The sequence below is a fragment of the Streptomyces rubellomurinus genome, assembly GCF_000961885.1.
Lineage (GTDB): Bacteria > Actinomycetota > Actinomycetes > Streptomycetales > Streptomycetaceae > Kitasatospora > Kitasatospora rubellomurina.
In genome coordinates, this window is record NZ_JZKH01000042.1 from 50,260 (window position 1) to 66,852 (window position 16,593).

General features: G+C 75.0%; 20 protein-coding genes. 11 read left to right on the forward strand and 9 right to left on the reverse strand.

The features are described 5' to 3' along the window. Position 1: 1 nt before the first annotated feature. The 3 genes from VM95_RS20855 (at position 2) to VM95_RS20865 (ending at position 883) form a co-directional block, all read left to right on the forward strand. A complete protein-coding gene (locus VM95_RS20855; protein ID WP_045699076.1) occupies positions 2-187 on the forward strand; it encodes a DUF397 domain-containing protein in 186 nt (61 codons plus the stop codon). Between the two features lie 65 nt (positions 188-252). Further along, complete coding sequence (locus VM95_RS20860) at positions 253-444, forward strand: DUF397 domain-containing protein (RefSeq protein WP_045699078.1); 192 nt, start codon at positions 253-255, stop codon at positions 442-444. 157 nt (positions 445-601) lie between these two features. Then, the gene (locus VM95_RS20865; protein ID WP_045699080.1) at positions 602-883 is read left to right on the forward strand and encodes a hypothetical protein; all 282 of its coding nucleotides are present in this window, start codon (positions 602-604) and stop codon (positions 881-883) included. A gap of 64 nt (positions 884-947) precedes the next feature. Here the strand turns inward: VM95_RS20865 and VM95_RS20870 are convergent, their stop codons facing one another. Further along, positions 948-1,853: a SecDF P1 head subdomain-containing protein gene (locus tag VM95_RS20870; protein ID WP_157882157.1), complete on the reverse strand. Its 906-nt coding sequence runs from the start codon at positions 1,851-1,853 to the stop codon at positions 948-950. Positions 1,854-1,928: 75 nt separating this feature from the next. Between VM95_RS20870 and VM95_RS20875 the strand changes: the two genes are divergently transcribed. Beyond that, entirely contained in the window at positions 1,929-2,237 is a 309-nt protein-coding gene (locus VM95_RS20875; RefSeq protein ID WP_045699083.1) for a hypothetical protein, read from the forward strand. A 39-nt stretch (positions 2,238-2,276) separates the two neighbouring features. Here VM95_RS20875 and VM95_RS20880 read toward each other — a convergent pair whose 3' ends face one another. Together VM95_RS20880 and VM95_RS20885 are read right to left on the reverse strand one after the other, a co-directional pair. Further along, a complete protein-coding gene (locus VM95_RS20880) occupies positions 2,277-2,645 on the reverse strand; it encodes a hypothetical protein (protein ID WP_045699085.1) in 369 nt (122 codons plus the stop codon). An 18-nt stretch (positions 2,646-2,663) separates the two neighbouring features. Continuing rightward, positions 2,664-3,356 carry a DUF4937 domain-containing protein gene (locus tag VM95_RS20885; RefSeq protein WP_045699086.1) on the reverse strand — a complete coding sequence of 231 codons (693 nt, stop codon included), beginning with the start codon at positions 3,354-3,356 and terminating at the stop codon, positions 2,664-2,666. A gap of 290 nt (positions 3,357-3,646) precedes the next feature. Between VM95_RS20885 and VM95_RS20890 the strand changes: the two genes are divergently transcribed. Continuing rightward, positions 3,647-4,483 carry a hypothetical protein gene (locus VM95_RS20890; protein WP_045699087.1) on the forward strand — a complete coding sequence of 279 codons (837 nt, stop codon included), beginning with the start codon at positions 3,647-3,649 and terminating at the stop codon, positions 4,481-4,483. Here the strand turns inward: VM95_RS20890 and VM95_RS20895 are convergent. The 3 genes from VM95_RS20895 to VM95_RS20905 form a co-directional block, all read right to left on the reverse strand. Then, positions 4,467-5,288, reverse strand: coding sequence for an alpha/beta fold hydrolase (locus VM95_RS20895; protein ID WP_045699088.1), 822 nt, complete (start codon positions 5,286-5,288; stop codon positions 4,467-4,469). The two genes, VM95_RS20890 and VM95_RS20895, sit on opposite strands and share 17 nt — an antisense overlap. A gap of 40 nt (positions 5,289-5,328) precedes the next feature. After that, a complete protein-coding gene (locus tag VM95_RS20900) occupies positions 5,329-5,619 on the reverse strand; it encodes a DUF4287 domain-containing protein (RefSeq protein WP_045699090.1) in 291 nt (96 codons plus the stop codon). A 135-nt stretch (positions 5,620-5,754) separates the two neighbouring features. After that, the gene (locus tag VM95_RS20905) at positions 5,755-6,237 is read right to left on the reverse strand and encodes a YbaK/EbsC family protein (RefSeq protein WP_045699092.1); all 483 of its coding nucleotides are present in this window, start codon (positions 6,235-6,237) and stop codon (positions 5,755-5,757) included. Positions 6,238-6,672: 435 nt separating this feature from the next. On the opposite strand from VM95_RS20905, the gene VM95_RS20910 reads away from it, so the two are divergent. The 6 genes from VM95_RS20910 (at position 6,673) to VM95_RS20935 (ending at position 13,326) form a co-directional block, all read left to right on the forward strand. Continuing rightward, the gene (locus VM95_RS20910) at positions 6,673-9,258 is read left to right on the forward strand and encodes a sensor histidine kinase (RefSeq protein ID WP_244178866.1); all 2,586 of its coding nucleotides are present in this window, start codon (positions 6,673-6,675) and stop codon (positions 9,256-9,258) included. Next, positions 9,255-9,695, forward strand: a complete 441-nt coding sequence (locus tag VM95_RS20915) for a roadblock/LC7 domain-containing protein (RefSeq protein WP_045699096.1) — start codon at positions 9,255-9,257, stop codon at positions 9,693-9,695. The genes VM95_RS20910 and VM95_RS20915 overlap by 4 nt, the downstream gene beginning before the upstream one ends. A gap of 5 nt (positions 9,696-9,700) precedes the next feature. After that, positions 9,701-10,267: a DUF742 domain-containing protein gene (locus VM95_RS20920; RefSeq protein WP_425265337.1), complete on the forward strand. Its 567-nt coding sequence runs from the start codon at positions 9,701-9,703 to the stop codon at positions 10,265-10,267. Between the two features lie 6 nt (positions 10,268-10,273). Next, positions 10,274-10,882 (forward strand): GTP-binding protein, encoded by a 609-nt coding sequence (locus VM95_RS20925; RefSeq protein ID WP_045699098.1) that lies wholly within the window; start codon positions 10,274-10,276, stop codon positions 10,880-10,882. Between the two features lie 42 nt (positions 10,883-10,924). Next, on the forward strand, positions 10,925-12,058 hold the full coding sequence (locus VM95_RS20930; RefSeq protein WP_045699100.1) for an FAD-dependent monooxygenase: 1,134 nt from the start codon (positions 10,925-10,927) through the stop codon (positions 12,056-12,058). 143 nt (positions 12,059-12,201) lie between these two features. Then, on the forward strand, positions 12,202-13,326 hold the full coding sequence (locus VM95_RS20935; RefSeq protein WP_052707475.1) for an aminotransferase class I/II-fold pyridoxal phosphate-dependent enzyme: 1,125 nt from the start codon (positions 12,202-12,204) through the stop codon (positions 13,324-13,326). Here VM95_RS20935 and VM95_RS20940 read toward each other — a convergent pair. From VM95_RS20940 to VM95_RS20950, 3 genes are all read right to left on the reverse strand, one after another. After that, positions 13,313-14,074: a serine hydrolase gene (locus tag VM95_RS20940; protein ID WP_045699102.1), complete on the reverse strand. Its 762-nt coding sequence runs from the start codon at positions 14,072-14,074 to the stop codon at positions 13,313-13,315. The genes VM95_RS20935 and VM95_RS20940 overlap by 14 nt on opposite strands. Before the next feature lie 52 nt (positions 14,075-14,126). Further along, positions 14,127-15,758 carry a hypothetical protein gene (locus VM95_RS20945; RefSeq protein ID WP_052707476.1) on the reverse strand — a complete coding sequence of 544 codons (1,632 nt, stop codon included), beginning with the start codon at positions 15,756-15,758 and terminating at the stop codon, positions 14,127-14,129. Between the two features lie 75 nt (positions 15,759-15,833). Further along, on the reverse strand, positions 15,834-16,593 hold a 760-nt coding region (locus tag VM95_RS20950; RefSeq protein ID WP_078860268.1), incomplete at its 5' end, for a leucyl/phenylalanyl-tRNA--protein transferase.

Sequence of the window (16,593 nt, forward strand, 5' to 3'; positions counted from 1 at the left end):
CATGTCCGAGCTGACGTGGTTCAAAAGCAGCTACAGCACCAACGAGGAAGCGCAGTGCGTCGAGGTCGCCGACACCCCCGGCGTCGTCCACGTGCGTGACTCCAAGGACAAGAGCGGCCCCCAGCTGGCCTTCGAGCCGGCCGCGTGGGAGGCGTTCGTGAAGTTCGCCGCCATCCACGAGGTCTGATCCGGACCTCCCCTCAACGGCCCACCGCTTCCGAGCGGCGGGCCGTTGGCGTACCGTCAACCGGTATGGAACTCCTCTGGTTCAAGAGCAGTTACAGCGGCAACGAAGGCGCCAACTGCGTCGAGATCGCCGAGACCGCCGAGGCCGTCCTCGTCCGCGACTCCAAGGACCTGACCGGCCCCCACCTCGCCTTCTCCCCCGCCGCCTGGCAGTCCTTCCTCACCTACGCCGCCGCCACCGCCGCCGTTCCGGACTAGGCAGGTGCGCCCTTGAGGGTGATCTCGATCGGGCGCGGCGCGGCATCGGGCCGGGCGGTTCGAGCCTTCCGGTAGGCATGGGCACGGCTGGGATTCGTGGGCGAAGGACGCCCGCGCCGGCCGTCAACTCCACGCTGACCGAAAGGATCCACCCACGATGAAGCTGGCACGACGGGTCGCCGCCGCCGGTTGCACCCTCGCCCTCGCCCTCGGCGGTGTCATCGCCCTCGCCCCGGCCGCGAGCGCCACCCCGCACGCGTGCTTCTCCTACGTCCTGGATAACAAGCCCGACGCCGACAAGCTGCTCGTGCAGGACGCCTGCGAGGTCGGGGCGGCCGGCGGCGAGGAGGCCTTCCGGGCCTGCTACCGGATCCTGCGGGACGACTACGTCCCCGCCGTCATCGCGGCCAACGGGTGCCGCCAGGCCCCCCAGGAGTAGTCCGCCAGAACCGCTGCCGCGCGGGACGTCGGACCGGCCGACTTCCCGCGCTGCCGCGAACCGCTCAGCTCGGGGCCGTGGTTCCGGCCAGGGTGAGGCCGACCGCAAGCCGGTCGGACATCTGGGCGGCGAGCTGCTGGGCCTCGTCCTTCGTGAACGAGCCGCTGATCACCGCGGTGCCGCCGGGGATGGAGCTGCGCACGGCCGGGTGCGACAGGACCCGGCCGTCCAGCACGATCGCGAACTCGTTGGTCGGCGTGGGCTGGGGCGCCAACTTGCCGGTGATGTCGGCGAACGCCGCCGTGCCGGTGGGGTCGAAGGTCAGCTGGATCTGCCAGCCGGCGCCGTTCTGCTCGTCGTTCACGGCCTTCGCCGACGTCAGGTTCTGCCCGTCGACCACGACCGGGGCGAGCACCAGCTTCTCCCACAAGCTCGGCTTCTGAGGTGAGCAGGCGAGGACCTCGGCCCCGGGGTCGGCCGTCAGCGCGCCGCGCTGCGCCGCATCGGCGCAGTCGAGCGCGTTGAACTGGCCGGCCAGCGCGGCCGGCACCGCGCCCTGGGTCACCGCCTCCGCCGCCCCGGGCCCGGTCGGCAGGGTGACTCCGCTCGGGGCGAGCGCGACCACCGGGCGGAAGCCGAGCTGGCCCTGGGCCGCCAGCGCCGTGAACTTCTCCTTGGTCCCGCCGACCGCCGTCACCGTGAGCGTGCCGTCGCCACCGACCTCGACCTTCGGGTCGCCCAGGCCCAGCGCCGCCGCCCGGTGCTTCAACTTCGCGGCGGTCTGGTCCAGTTCGACCGAGGTGACGACCCGCCGGGGCGTGTAGGTGGCCGTGGTCGTGGGACCGCCGGGAACCGTCGACGCCACCGCCGGCGTGGAAGGGGCCGGACGTGCGCCACCGCCGTCCGAGCCCGAACAGGCCGCCAGCAGCATCGCCGCACCGGACAGGAAAACGCCGTACCTGATTCTCATACCGACCATCCTCCCGGCCGCTACCCCTGCCATAAATCGGATTGACCGACATGTGATCTCGGAGCGGAGCCGTCCGTGTTCATCGTCCTCGTCCTGCTCGTCGCGGGCACCGGCCTGCTGCTGATGGGCTACGACAAGCTGCACACCGCCGTGCCGACCTGCTTCGGCAAGCCGATGTCCCCCGGCGACGTCTGCCACGCCCGCCCGGTCGAGGTCACCGAGGGCATGCCGAAGCCCCAGGACTCCACCTACGCGGAGCAGTTGGACAGCCTGACCAGCGGCGGCTGGACGGCCATCGGCATCGGAGCCGTCGTGCTGGCCCTCGCGGTCGTCCTGGCGGCCGCCTTCACCACCTCGGCGATCCAGGAGCGGCGCGACCCCTGACCTGAACCACAGCATCACACGGTGGCGCAGCGGCCGTGATCACCAGGAGCCCCACAGGGCGTCGGACCTGTCGATGATCCTCCGCAGCTCGCGGGCGGCCCGCGGGGGCAGGGCGTTCTGCACGGTGTCGAGGAGGGCGCGGGCTTCGAGGGGGTCGCCGCAGCAGTGGCATTCGGCGCTGCCGTCCTCGTAGTCGTCCCACAGGTCGCGCTCGGGGCGGTGGACGTACTCCTGCCACAGGCGCAGGGCGCGGGCGACGGCCCCCGGTTGCAGGTGGGTGCGGGTGCGTTCGAGGTGGGCGATCGCGGACAGCGTGCGGGCGGAGACGCCGTCGATCACCGGTTGTGCGCCGTGCGTCCGGTGGCGGGGGAGCCGGGCCCGGACCTGGTCCGGCCGGCTACGCGGCATGGGCCCTTCGGTTGGTCGTCATGCGGTGCATGGTGCCACGGATCCGGTGCCCGGCGCCGGTGGTTTTCCGCCCGGTCGGGCTTCCGGCAGGACGCGCCAGGCCGGTTCGAGGGTGAGCACGTGGCCGGTCAGCGACCGGACGTCGCCCGCGAGCCCGGCGCGGGAGCGCAGGCCGGGCAGGTACTCGGCGGTGTAGTGGCGGTGGGCGGCGGCGTCGGACCAGAGGGTGGCGACCAGGTGGCGGGCCTCGTCGAGGCGGGTGACGACGCCGCCGAGCAGGCCGCCGGCCGCCGCCATGCCGGGGGCCCACACCTGGCGCTGGACGTCCAGGAAGTGCTCCTCGCGGCCGGGCAGCAGGCGGCAGTCGGCGACGCGGAGCAGGGCCGCGCGGGCGAGCGCCCCGGGCAGGTCGGGCTCCTCCCCCTCCATCGTGAGGACGACCTCGCCGGTGGCGGTCTCGATGGCCGTGTAGGCGCCGCGCTGCCCGGAGCCGGCGAGCACCTGGTCGTGCCGCTCGCGCAGGAAGCGCCCGTGGGCGTCCGCGTCGCGCCACAGGCCCAGCACGTGCGCGCGCCCGGCCGCATGGTCCCAGCCGCCCACCTGCCCGACCAGGCCCGGCTGGTCGCCGATCGCCTCCCACGCCCGCTGGGCCGCCCAGAACCGCCCGCGCGCGGCGTCCGGCACCTCGCAACCGATCCACTTGCCCCACATGCGCAGGCGTCCTCCCAGCCGTACGGCACCCGACGATCCGGCACGACCGGCACCGGTTCTGCATCATCGGCCGCGCACCCGGACGGCCGTCAATCGGGCGTCGGGCGCAGCGGATCCGGGACCGGCGACGTACGAACCCGACGTACGAACCCGACGTACGACCCCGCGCCGCGCGCTCCGCGCAACTCCCGGCAGCGGCAGGGACCGCCGCTTCCGCGCGGCGGGCCGGTGCCGTACCGTCAGGGCCTACCGCGCCCACCGCGTCCAGGAAAAGACGTCCGAGGAGCCCCGTGGCCGACACCGTCAGCGCCCTCGCCGCGCGCGTCCACGAGCTGCTGGTGGCGAACCTGACCAGCCCGGCCGCCGCGGCCGTTCCCGGGCAGGGCGTGTTCGCCTCGCTCGCGCGGGCGTTCCTGGGCGCTCCGCAGGGCGTCGACCCCGCGGCGGGCTTCCACGACGTCATCGCCCGCGCCGCCGGGCTCGGCCCGGACTCGGCGTGGCTCGTCGCCGCCGGGCACAGCGGCCTGGCCGGCATGGCGTTCGAGCGCGGGCAGTCCGACCAGGGCCTGTACCACCTCAACGCCGCGGTCTCCTACGGGTTCAACGACTGCCTCGCCCTGCACGGGGAGGCGCTGCGCCCGTTCCACGCCGACCCGGCGTTCCGCAACGCCTACCAGCGGATGGTCATCTCCCCCGCCGACCTCGACGAGGTCACCTGGGCGCACCGGGAGATCCTGCTGATGTCCCGGGACGCCACGCGGGCGTCCGTCGACAACATCGGCCGCCTGGACACCGGGATCTCGGCGCTCCCCCAGGCGCCGCTGCCGACCCGGGTGCCGAACACCCCCGGCGTCCTGGTCACCCGGCTCGAACTCTCGGCCGTCCAGACCGCCCTGCAGCGGGCCGCGATCAAGGCGGACACCAGCCGCGCCTCCGGCAACGTCGCCCTCGACCTCGTCTCCGACGACTGGGACTTCGCCCGCGCCCGCCGCGACGCCTGGCGTGCCGACGAGCTCGATTCCCACCGCCAACAGGCCGCCGCCGCCCGGGCGTTCGTGGAGCGGCCGGGCGTCAGCACCGTTCCCGGCCCGTGCCCGCCGCTGGGGTCCCTCATCCCCCCGGCGTGAGGTCAGCGGCGGGCCCGTCGAGGAAGGCGCGGAGCAACTGCCGCAGGGCGTCCGGCTGTTCGAGGTGGACGTCGTGGCCGGCCGCGAGGACGCTGGCGGCCACGGTCTCCGGGCGCCGGTCGAGCATGGCCGCCGTGTCGGCGGCGGGGATGATGCCCGAGCGGCCGAGGACGAGCAGCGTCGGGCAGGCGATGCCCGTCCACTCGTCCCAGTAGGAGCGCCGGGTGTTCTCGGCCAGCGCGTCGACCATCACGTCCCGGTCGAAGCGCGGCCGCCAGCCGCCGTCGCGTTCCTCCAGGCCGGCCGCCCAGGCCTCGCCGACCTCGCCGCCGCCGAAGAACTCGACGGCGGCCGGGCGGGAGGGGAACGGCGTCGGCCACGCGTCGAGCGCGGCGCCGATCTCGGCCGGCAGGCCGGGCGCGGCGCGGCCCGCGCCCGCCTCGACGAGGACGAGTGCGCGCGCCAGGCCGGGGTGGGCGGCGGCGGTGAGCATGGCGGTGTGGCCGCCCAGCGACTGCCCCAGCAGGACCGGGCGGTGCAGGTCGAGCTGCTCGACGACGGCGACGACGTCGGCGACGTACGCGGCGCGGGAGACGTCACCGGGCCGGCGCTCGCTCGCGCCGTGGCCGCGCTGGTCGACGGCGACGACGCGGTGGCGGCGGCTCAGGTCCCGGGCGAGGGCGTCCCATTCGCCCGCGTGGCCGGCCAGTCCGTGCAGCAGGACGACCGGCGGGCCCGATCCGCCCCAGTCGCGGCAGGCGAGGCGGACGCCCTCGCGGACGACGGTGCGTTCGGTCCAGGTCATACCGGGTCCTCCGGGAACGGACGAGGGGCGGGCCAACGGTTCAGGACGGGCGCGTGGCCTTGCCGTCGAGCCAGAGGGTGTCGGACTCGTCGCGGTGCGAGCCGGTCGTGCCGACGTGCTTGGCGTCGATCTTGGGGCCGTTCTTGATGACGTGCACCAGCGCCATGCCGTGGCCGCGCCCGAGGTCGTAGTCCTCCTTGAGCCAGGTGAGGATCGCGCCCGCCTTGGTGGACGGGTCGTCGAAGCCGCGCTCCTGCGCCAGGGCGATGAAGGCGCGGGGGGTCAGGCCCGTCTTGGTCTCGATGGTGTCCAGGTACGCCTGAAACGACATGTGGCCGTTTCCTCTCGTCAGATGATCATGTGTGACAAGGATTGATGATCGGCGATCAACCGCCGATGATCAACGGCCTTTTCCCGGAGCCAGGAGAGGATTTCATGCCCGGGCCGGGCGGCCCGGGCGGGCGGGTCAGTCGGGGGTCACGGCGGACGGGGTGCCGCCCGTGACACGCAGCAGCTCGTCGTAGGTCATCGGGACGACGGTGTGCGGGTGCCCGGCGGCGGCCCACAGCTGTGAGTACTGCGCGAGGGCGGTGTCGACGACGGTGCGCAGCGGGGCCGGGTGGCCGGTGGGGGCGACGCCGCCGATGGCCTGGCCGGTGGCTTCGCGGACCTCGTCGGCGCCGGCGCGGGTGATGGAGCCGGCACCCAGCCGCGCTGCCAGGTAGGCGGTGTCGACGCGGTGGGCGCCGCTGGTCATGACGAGCAGGGGTGCGCCGTCGCAGTGGAAGACCAGGCTGTTGGCGATGGCGCCGACCTCGCAGCCGAGGGCGGCGGCGGCCTCGGCTGCGGTGCGGGCGGAGTCGGGCAGGACGACGATCCGGCCAGGGACTCCGGCGGCGGCGAGTGCTTCGGCGACGGCCCGGCTGCGGGCGGGGAGGGAGTCGGTCATCGGCCCATCATGCCGTTCGGGCGCCAACGGCCGTACCGGAGGGGCGTCACGCAGTTTTCACGCGGTCGTCATCCGGCGGGCGCGACCTGCAGTGACGGCGCATCAAACGCCGCCAACCAGGGGCGCTTCGTGTGCGGACGTTCAACGCGCGGGTGACGTCGGGTCCGCGTGACGACGGAGCACCGGGTGGACAGCGCACACCCTTTCACGTCAATCACACGGTATGACTAATATCGGCTCGTCAACTCGTCAACTCGTTATAGTCCGAACCCCGGACGGCCCGCCCCCTCAAGGCCTGCCGCCATCCCCTAGGAGTCAGCTCTGCGCGCGCGTGCGAATCGGCGGCCCCCGACGCCGAAGGCCCCCCGCAGGCGACCACGCCTGTCCCTGCGGACGGCACTTCTCGTCCTGGCCGTCGTCCCCAGCCTCGCCCTGGTGGCCCTGTGGGCCGTCACCAGCGGCCGGACCGCCTTCGACTTCAGCCGGCAGGCCGCCCAGGGGCTGCTCGCCCAGAAGGCCGGCCAGCCCTCCAACCACGTCTACTACAACCTCCAGGACGAGCGCCGGCTCACCGCCGAGGCCCTCGCCCGGCCCGGCACCGACGCCGACCGGCTGCGCCGCCAGCGGCAGGCCACCGACGAGGCGGTGCGCCAGTTCCAGGCCCTGTCCGCCGAGACCGCCGACAGCGCGCCCCAGGAGGTCCGGGACGCCGTCGCCGAGGCCCGACAGGCGATGAACCGGCTGCCCGAACAGCGGGCCGCCGTCGACCGCGCCCTCGCCGACCGCGCGCCGGCCGACCAACAGGCCGTCTACACCTACTACACCGACCTGATCGCGGTGGACCTGCGGCTGTTCACCGCCCTCAGCCACGTCGACACCGGCGAGGTCACCTGGATCTCCAAGACCCTGGTGAACGCCTTCTGGGCCAAGGAGATGCTCGCCCGCGAGGACGCGATCCTCGCCCGCGGCTGGCCCGCCGGGCTGCTCAGCACCGCCGACCACCAGCAGGTCCAGCTCGCCATCGGCGCCCAGGACCACCTCTTCACCGTGCAGGTCCTCCCCTACCTGCCCGGCGGCGAGGCCACCGCCTGGCACCAGCTGATGGCCGGCCCCGCCTGGCAGGCCAAGACCGCCGTCGAGCAGCAGCTCACCCGGCCCACCGCCGCCGACGCCACCGGCGCCGTCCGGCTCCCGCCCGTCCAGGACCAGTGGCGCCAGGCCATCGACCAGCTCAACCCGCAGCTGGTCAAGGCCATCGAGACCCGCACCGACGGCGTCGTCGAGGTCGGCAAGGGCACCATCCTCCACCTGCTCACCGTGGTCGTGCTCACCACCGTCATCGGCCTGGTGACCGTCATCGCGGTCGCCGTCGCCTCCTGGCGGATCAGCCGCTCGCTGCGCCGCCGCATCGGCGAACTGCACACCCAGGCCGAGGAGATGGGGCGCACCCTGCCCGAGGTGGTCGACCGCCTCGGCCGCGGCGAGCAGGTCGACGCCCGCACCCTCGCCCCCGAGGTCCGGGACGGCGCCGCGGGCCGGGCCCGCACCGACGAGCTCGCCCGCCTCGGCGACGCCCTCAACCTGGCCCGCTCCGCCGCCCTCGCCGCAGCCGTCCGGCAGGCCGAGCAGCACCGCGGCTTCGAGCGGCTGCTGCAGCGCATCGCCCGCCGCACCCAGCTGCTGATCGGACGCCAGCTGCGCAAGCTGGACGAGCTGGAGCGCAAGCACGAGGACCCGGAGGTCCTGGAGGGCCTGTTCGACCTCGACCACCTCACCGCCCGGCTGCGCCGCTACGAGGAGAACCTCGTCATCATGGCCGGCGGCCAGCCGCAGCGGCGCTGGCGCAAGCCCGTCCAGCTGCTGGACGTGCTGCGGGCCGCGCAGGGCGAGGTGCCGGACTACCGCCGGATCGTGCTGGAGGTCGAGGGACGGCCGTGGCTGTCCGAGCGGGCGGTCGGGCCGGTGGTGCACGTGCTCGCCGAGCTGATGGAGAACGCCACCACCTTCTCCAAGCCGCCCACCCCGGTGGACGTCCGGGCCGCCATGGTCGGGCGCGGGCTGGCGATCGAGATCGAGGACCGCGGCCTCGGCATGGAGCCCGACCAGTACCTCGCCGCCAACGAGCTGATGAACCGCCCGCCGCGCACCGACGTGCTCACCCGGGCCGAGGACGTCCGGCTCGGCTTCCACGTGATCGCCCGGCTCGCCGCGCACACCGGGCTGAAGATCGAGTTCCGGCCGTCCGCGTTCGGCGGCACCCGGGTCGTCGTGCTCGTCCCCGACGAGCTGGTCATCGACGGCGACACCTGGCTGCCGGAGGCCGTCCCGAGCGAGCCGGAGATCCCTCTGGTGGCGCAGTCGCGCCGGAAGCTGCTCACCATCGACGAGGACGGGGCCGGCGCGCCGGTCGGGCCGCTCCTGTCGCCGCTGGAGGCCACCCGGCGGCCGGACGGGCCGTCGCGGCAGCCGGCGCCGCAGCCCGCGAAGGCCGCCGAACCGGGGGCGCTCGGGGCGGCCCGCACGCCGGGGAAGCCCGCGCAGCCCGAGCAGCCGATCCAGCACAGCTCCCCCGCCTACCCCGACATCGCCTACGCCCGGATCACCGACGCCGAGGCCCCCTACGCGGACGAGCAGTACCGCCCCGCCGACCACTACCGGCTGGCCGAGCGGCGCACCGCCGAGCCCCCGCCCCCGCCGCCGCCCGGCCCGGTCTTCGGCGGGCAGCCGCCGCTGCCGCAGCGCGTCCGCCAGGCCAGCCTGGCCGCCGAACTGCGCGTGCCGCCGGCCACCCAGCAGTGGGTCGACGAGCCCGCCCCGGCGGAGGCGCCGCCCCAGCACCCGGTGCGGCGCTCCGGCGCCACCATCGGCGCCTTCCAGCGGCAGTCCCGCGCCGCCCGCGGCCGGGGCGGGGCCGCGGACCCGGACGGACTCCCGGCCACCGGGGCCGGCGCGCCCGCCCCCTCCCCGCGCGCCCACGCGGCCGTGGACCCCGGAACCACACGAACGGATGAGCAGGAATGAACCGCACCACCGCCACCCCGCAGGACCTCGACTGGCTGCTGGACGGACTCGTCGACGACGTGCCCGGCACCCGCAACGCCGTCCTGCTCTCCGACGACGGCCTGGTGGTCAGCCACTCCCGCAGCATCGAGCGGGCCGACGCCGAGCGGCTGGCCGCCGTCGCCACCGGCCAGCAGTCCCTCGCCCGGGGCGTCGGCCAGCTCTTCGACGGCGGGCCGGTGCACCAGGTGATCGTCGAACTCGCCGAGTGCTGGCTGTTCGTCATCGCCGCCGCCCAGGGCACCCACCTGGCGGTGATCGCCTCCCAGGAGGTCGACGCCGAGGTGATGTCCGTCGCCATGCACACCCTGGTGCAGCAGGTCGGGCAGAAGCTCACCACCCCGGCGCGCGACGGGGCCGGCTCCTTCGACGCCTTCGCCGCCCGGGCCCGGGGCTGACCCGGGTGGGCCCGCACGAGCCGGAGGGCCCGGACGGCGCGGCTGGCGCGGTCGGCGCGGACGGGCGGGACGGCGCGGACGCTGACGCAGCGGACCGGGCCGTCCGGCCGCCGCACTGGAGCGAACTGGCCGAGCAGGACGCCGAGGACGACGGCGGCATCATGGTCCGCCCGTACACCATCACCCGCGGCCGCACCGCGCCCGAGCGCGACGACCTCACCCTCATCACCGTGCTGACCACCAACGGGGAGGCCGCCGACGCCGCCCTGGCCCGCGGCAGCCGGTCCGGGCCGCGCGCCCTGCAGCCCGAGCACCGGCAGATCCTCGACCGCTGCCGGCGCCCGGCCGCCGTGGCCGAACTCGCGGCCGCCCTCGACCTCCCGGTCTCGGTCACCAAGATCCTGCTCGGCGACCTGGTCGCCCAGGGCCTGCTCACCGCCCGGGCACCGCTCGCGGTGGCCCGCGCCGCCGGCGACGGCCGCGCGGGTACGGGCGGGGGCGCGGGCAGGGGCGCGGCCGGCCTGGACCACGGCCTCCTCTCGGCCGTACGCGACGGACTCCGGAGACTCTGAACCACCATGGCAACACCCCACCCCAGCACCACCGTCGAAGCACCGGCCGCCGTCAAGATCCTCATCGCGGGCGGCTTCGGCGTCGGCAAGACCACGATGGTCGGCGCGGTCAGCGAGATCGCCCCGCTGCGCACCGAGGAGTACCTGACCCGGGCCAGCGTCGGCATCGACGACCTCGCCGGCGTCGACCAGAAGGACACCACCACCGTCGCCCTGGACTTCGGGCGGATCACCGTCAGCCCCGAGCTGGTCGTCTACCTGTTCGGCACGCCCGGCCAGGAACGCTTCTGGTTCATGTGGAACGACCTGGTCAACGGCGCCCTCGGCGGCGTCGTCATCGCCGACACCCGGCGCCTGGACACCAGCTTCGCCTCGATCGACTTCTTCGAGGGCCGCGGCATCCCCTTCGTGGTCGCCATCAACTGCTTCCACGGCCACAACACCCGCACCCCGGAGGAGGTCCGGGCCGCCCTCGACCTCGACCCGCAGGTGCCGATGCTGATCGGCGACGCCCGCGAACGCGCCTTCGGCCGGGACGTGCTGCTCGCCCTCGTCGACCACCTGATCGACCTCGCCGCCGCCGTCCCCGCCGTCCCTGCCGTCCCCGCCGGCTGAGCCCGCCCGCCCGCTGTCGACCGTACGGAGAACCACCGCCCCATGACCCCACCCCTGCGCGTCCTCGTCCACGGCGGCGGCATCGGCGGCCTCACCGCCGCCACCGCCCTCGCCCGGAACGGCCACCACGTCGACGTCGCCGAACTGCGCGACGGGCCGGAGGCCCTCGGCGTCGGCATCATCCAGCCCTCCAACGCCCTGCACGTGATGCGCGAGATCGGCGTGCTCGACGCCTGCCTCGCCGCCGGCTTCGCCTGGGAGGCACTGACCGTCTGCGACCCGGCCGGCGCCGTCCTCGCCCGCATCCCCCAGCCCCGGATGGGCGAGGCGCCCGCCGCCAACGGCATCCCCCGCCCGGCCCTCGCCCGCGTCCTCGCCGAGGCCGCCGCGGCCGCCGGCGCCGCGCTGCGCTTCGGCACCACCATCGCCGAACTCGCCGAGGACGCCCGGGGCGTGGACGTCACCCTCACCGACGGCCACCACACCCGCTACGACCTGGTGGTCGGCTTCGACGGCATCGGCTCGCCGCTGCGCCGCCGCCTCCACGGCGACGCCTACCGGCCCGAGTACACCGGCTTCGCCAACTGGCGCGTCACCCTGCCGCGTTCGCCCGGACTGGACGGCGTGCTGATGTCCACCGGCAACCTCAAGGCGAAGGCGCTGCTCACCCCGATCAGCGACGAACTCATGTACCTGGGCTCGGTGTTCGCCGAGGCCGAGGACTTCCGCCCCGACCCGCAGCGGGCCCACGAGCAGCTGCACGAGCGCCTGGCCGGCTTCGGCGGCCCGATCGCCGAAGCCCTCGCCCAGGTCACCGACCCGGCCGCCGTGGTGTACTCGCGGATCTCCCAGGTCGCCGTCGAGGGGCCCTGGCACCTCGGCCGGATCGTGCTGGCCGGCGACGCCGCGCACGCCTCCACCCCGCACCTCGCCCAGGGCGCCGCGATGGCCGTCGAGGACGCCCTCGTCCTCGCCCAGGCCCTGGACGCCGCCCCCGACGTCCCGTCCGCGCTCACCGCCTGGGAGGAGCGGCGCAGGCCGCGCGCCCTGTGGGTTCAGGCGCTCTCCCGGGCCGTCCTCAAGCAGGAGACCGGCACCCCCACCACCGAGGAGGAGGACGCCCTGCTCAAGGTCGGCGTCCCCGGCGCGGCCCACGTCCTCGTCCAGCCGTACTGAGGCCGGCCGCACTGAGCCCTGCCGTACGGAGCCCGGCCGGCCTGCTGACGCACCCCGGGGCTCCCGCGCGTACTTGCCACCGCGCGGGAGCCCGTAGCAGGCTGGCGGGCGACCTGAACGGCCATCAGTCCGGGGGGTTTCCGGTGACGCAGGCGTCCCTGTTCCGCATGCTCGACCTGCACGAGGAGATCGAACGCGAGCGGCAGCGGCCCGGCGGGCGGCTGTTCGTCTCCGACTACAACGGCGGCCACCCCTTCGTCGCCGACTACCTCGGCCCGCTCGCCGACACCCCGCCGCACCGCCTCACCGACGTCACCCGCTACGCCGCCCTCGGCGAGGACCACGCGCTGCGCGCCAAGATCGCCCGGCTGCACAGCCGTTGGGACGGCGTGGCGATCGGCCCGGAACAGGTCATCCCGGCCGCCGGGTCCAGCGGCCTGCTCGGCACCTTCTGCACCTGGCTGCGGCTCACCGGCGTGCGCCGGGTCCACTACCTGCCGCCCGTCTACTACAAGTTCGCCTACTTCTTCCGACAGTTCGGCATCGAGCCCGTCCCGGTCAGCCCGCTGCACGCCCACCAGCCGGGCTTCACGGCCGAGTTGCCCGACGAGCGGAGCGTCCTGCTGCTCACCGACCCGCTCTGGTACACCGGGCGGCCCGTTCCGGCCGGGCTCCTCGCCCGGATCGCCGAGTGGCAACTGGCCACGGGCTCCACGGTGTTCGTCGACGGGACGTTCCAGTACCTGCGCTGGGACGGCGGCCGCCGCGAGGAGAGCGCCGCACTGCCCGCCGACCTCACCCTGCGCCTGGTCTGCCCCACCAAGTCCCTGTCGATCCACGGCTACCGCTGCGCCCACCTGATCACCCCCTGCGCCCTGCGCGAACCGCTCGCCGAGCTGCACCTCAACCTGCACGGGGACGCCACCGCCGCCGACCGGCTGTTCGCCCACCGCGCCGCCGACCTGATGCTCGACGGCGAGGGCAACCGGCGGCTGATCGAGCACGTCCGCGCCAACCACCGCCGCCTGCTGGCCGGTGGCGCGCTGCTCGCCGACAGCCCGGTCGACACCGGCTACTTCCTGTTCGCCCGCCCCGCCGCGCCCGCCGACCGGCTGCTCGCCCTCGACCAGCGCCACTTCGAACTCACCGGCCACGAAGGCTTCGTACGGATCAACCTACTCAACGAGCCCGCGCTGGAGGGGCTTCGCACGCTCGGAGCCCTCGGAACCATCGGAACTGACACTCGGGGCGCGCTCAGCGCGGGGTGATCTCCGCGCGGCGCCGCCACACCGCCGCCGAGACGCGGGCGAGCAGGCGGGCCGCCGGGTCGGTGCGGTCGCTGCCGTCGGCGAGCGGGCCGGTGTAGCAGACCGCGAGGAGGTAGGGCGGGCAGTCCGGCGGGTGCACCAGGCCGACGCAGTGCCGGGCGCCGGGGACCCAGCCGTTCTTGAAGGCGATCCGGGTGCCCGGCGGCAGCCCGGCCGCGAGGTCCACCCGGAAGGCGTTGCGCTCCAGCAGGGCCAGCAGCTCCGGCTCGTCGGCGAGCGAGCGCAGCAGCCGCACCAAGTCCCGCGCGGTGACCAGGTTGTGGATGCCGGCGGAGCGCGCCGCGTAGTCCTCGATGCCGCGCGGGCTGGCGCTGCGGGTCGCCCCGGCACGGCGCCACACCTCGGCCACCGCCCGCTGGTCGGTGCGGGTGAGGCACAGGTTGGTGGCCAGGTTGGAGGAGTGGGTGATCATCCGCTCGGCGAGCAGCCGCAGCGGGGCCCGGCCGCCGAGCAGCCGCCAGGGCAGCTCGTCGCTGTCCCAGTCCCGCAGGTTGCCGAACTCCCCGCCGACGACGGACTCGAAGCGGTTCTCCACCGGCACCTCGGCGTCGAGGTCGGCCCCGCCGCGGTGCAGCGCGGCGAGCACCGCGACCTTCATGGTGCTCGCCGCGTCGTACAGTTCGTCCGGGTGCCGGGTGAACACCGGCTCCGCGTCGCCCGCCCAGGGGGCCACCACGATGGACAGCATGGCGGCCAGCGTAGTGCGGGTGCGGGCGACGGCGGAAGGAGGCGCGAGGGCCTCAGCCGGCGCTCGGGCGGGCGGACGGGAGCGCCGCCGAGCCGCCGAGCAGCGGCCATTCGCGGTGGAACGGCGGCAGCGGGATCTTCTTCTCGAACAGCGGGGTGCCGAAGATCTTCAGGTGGGCGAGCAGGCTGCCGTTCAGGTCGACACCGCCGACCAGCGACCAACTGCCCTGCGCCTGCGGCGCCTTGCCCGAGGAGTCGGCGACCAGCGAGCCCTCGGCGCGGGCGCTCAGGTAGGGGGCGACGGTGGCCTCGACGCCGACCGTGTCGTACAGGCCGACGTTGACCTCGGCGCCCAGCGCGGCGCGCACCGCGGCCTTGCCGTTGAGCTTCACGTGCACCGGGGAGACCTTGGTGTCGGCGCTGGTCGTCGACGCCCAGCCCTTGCCGCCGGTGTAGTCGGCCTTCACGGCCCAGGTGCCGGCCGCGTCCTGCTCGGCCTCCAGGTGCACCTGGCCGTCCGCACCGACCTCCAGGTAGCAGGTGAGGCCGAGGTTGACCACGATCGGCAGGCCGGCGACGGTCAGCACCGGGCTGGCCTGCAGCTTGGCGAACGGCACCCGGACGGGCTGGGCGCCGGTGCCGCGGGCGGCGTCGCCGGTGACCTTCCACTGCGCGTGGGCGTCCACGTCGAAGCCGACCGAGGCGGTGCGCGGGCTGCCGCCGGAGGCGCCGTGGTAGGCGAAGTGCACGGCGGGGTGCAGCTGGAGGGAGCCGGCGGCCTCCAGGCTGAGGCCGTCCGGCAGCGGGACGGGCGCCTTGACGTCGATCTTCAGGGTGCCGGAGGCGTCCGCCTTGATGCCGCCGCTGACGCCGGCTCCGCCGTTGCCGCCGTCCGCGAGGGCCGACTCCCTGAAGTCGGCCTGCACGGCGCCGTCAGTCTTCGGGCCGTCAGTCTTCGGGCCGTCCGCCTTCGCGCCGGGGACGGCGTCCGCGCTGACCGTGGACGTGAGGTCCTTGACCAGCGGCGTGACGGTGATGCCGTGCGCGTCGACCGGCACCTGGCCGTCCGCCTCGGTGGCGCCGAGCAGTTCGCTCAGCGTGGCGGGGCGGGTGGTGAGGGCGAGGCTGTCGCCCGCGCCCGGCTTGACGCCGGTGACGGCCACCAGCGCGCCCTGCGGCGCGGCGGCGGTGGGCGGGCTGGCGATCAGCTGGCCGGCCTGGACGGCGGGCGCCGCGCCCTGGCTCGGGGCCGTGCTCGGCGCCGGGGCCGTGCTCGGGGCCGCGCCGGAGCCGCCGGCCGACAGCACGGCCGTGCCGGCCGCCGCGTCGTACCCGGTGAGCTGCAGGTTGGTCGTGGTGGCGGTGACGGCACCGCCGTCCTTGCCCGGGTTGCCGATCGCGGCGTGGTGGTCGCCCGCCGCGGCGGCGGTGACCGGCGCCGCGCCGCCCTGCTGCGGGCGGCCGGTGGCGGGCGCCCCGGCCCGGGCGTGCGGCGTGCCGTTGGCGGGCGCGGCGGCGGCCGGGCTGCCCCCGGCGGTCGTGGTGCTCGCGGCGGCGGTGGCGGTCGGATCGGGCGCGGACTGCGCACCGGCGGGGGCACTGGCACGGCCGCAGCCGGCGGCCCCGACGAGGAGGAGGGAGAGGAGCGCCGGGCCGGCGGCCCTGGCTATCGAGGGTTTGAACACGCGGCGTCATGTTACTGACGAGGAATCATTTTGTCGAAGCGGGGTCAACGCGCTCGATGCGGACGATTCCGCAGGTCAGCCTACTAGTCGCGCCACCGGGAGCGGCTCCGGATCCAGCGGTGTGAGATCCGCCTCGGCGGCCAGCTCCGCGAGGTACCGGGCGCGCGGCGCCGGCACCGCGCCGAGGCTGCGCACGTGCGGCCCGTCCCACTGGGCGTCCAGCAGCCGCCCGCCGGCCGTGCCGAACCGGGCCGCGAGGTCCGCGACGGCGACCCGGGCGGCGTCCGGGCGGCGGCGGAACATCGAGTCCAGGCTCAGCACGGGCCCGGCGACGACGCCGAACACGCCGCCGACCAGCTCCTCCCCCTCCCACACCTCCGCGCTGTGCGCCGCGCCCGCCGCGTTCAGCTGCTCCAGCACGCCGCGCAACTCGGCGGTGAGCCAGGCCGGTTGACGCCCTTCGGCACAGGCCGCGAGGACCTGCCCGAAGGCGCGGTCCGCACTGGTCCACCAGGACACGCCGTTGCGCAGCCGCCGGGCGAGCCGGCTCGGCAGCCGCACGCCGTCCACGGGGATGACCGGCCGGGGGTCGGGCGACCACCAGGCGAGCCCGTACGGGTCGTCGGCGGCCGACGCGCCCGGCAGCAGGGCGATCTCCCCGGCGTCGACCGCGTCCCCGTACCGCGCCTCGGCGTAGGCCGCGGCGAACTCGTCCGCGGCGGGCAGCGGGAACAGCCCGCACCGGTACGCGGCCAGCAGCTCCGCCGGCCCGAGCACCCCGCCGAACGCCACCGGCCCGTCCCCGGGGGCGTGTGGGAGGTCCAGCCGGTCGAAG

Bases quoted from the DNA above. Each gene is read 5' to 3' on its own strand.
- VM95_RS20855 (WP_045699076.1), top strand. From the start codon at position 2: ATGTCCGAGCTGACGTGGTTCAAAAGCAGCTACAGCACCAACGAGGAA.
- VM95_RS20860 (WP_045699078.1), top strand. From the start codon at position 253: ATGGAACTCCTCTGGTTCAAGAGCAGTTACAGCGGCAACGAAGGCGCC.
- VM95_RS20865 (WP_045699080.1), top strand. From the start codon at position 602: ATGAAGCTGGCACGACGGGTCGCCGCCGCCGGTTGCACCCTCGCCCTC.
- VM95_RS20870 (WP_157882157.1), bottom strand. From the start codon at position 1,853: ATGAGAATCAGGTACGGCGTTTTCCTGTCCGGTGCGGCGATGCTGCTG.
- VM95_RS20880 (WP_045699085.1), bottom strand. From the start codon at position 2,645: ATGCCGCGTAGCCGGCCGGACCAGGTCCGGGCCCGGCTCCCCCGCCAC.
- VM95_RS20885 (WP_045699086.1), bottom strand. From the start codon at position 3,356: ATGTGGGGCAAGTGGATCGGTTGCGAGGTGCCGGACGCCGCGCGCGGG.
- VM95_RS20895 (WP_045699088.1), bottom strand. From the start codon at position 5,288: ATGACCTGGACCGAACGCACCGTCGTCCGCGAGGGCGTCCGCCTCGCC.
- VM95_RS20900 (WP_045699090.1), bottom strand. From the start codon at position 5,619: ATGTCGTTTCAGGCGTACCTGGACACCATCGAGACCAAGACGGGCCTG.
- VM95_RS20905 (WP_045699092.1), bottom strand. From the start codon at position 6,237: ATGACCGACTCCCTCCCCGCCCGCAGCCGGGCCGTCGCCGAAGCACTC.
- VM95_RS20915 (WP_045699096.1), top strand. From the start codon at position 9,255: ATGAACCGCACCACCGCCACCCCGCAGGACCTCGACTGGCTGCTGGAC.
- VM95_RS20925 (WP_045699098.1), top strand. From the start codon at position 10,274: ATGGCAACACCCCACCCCAGCACCACCGTCGAAGCACCGGCCGCCGTC.
- VM95_RS20930 (WP_045699100.1), top strand. From the start codon at position 10,925: ATGACCCCACCCCTGCGCGTCCTCGTCCACGGCGGCGGCATCGGCGGC.
- VM95_RS20940 (WP_045699102.1), bottom strand. From the start codon at position 14,074: ATGCTGTCCATCGTGGTGGCCCCCTGGGCGGGCGACGCGGAGCCGGTG.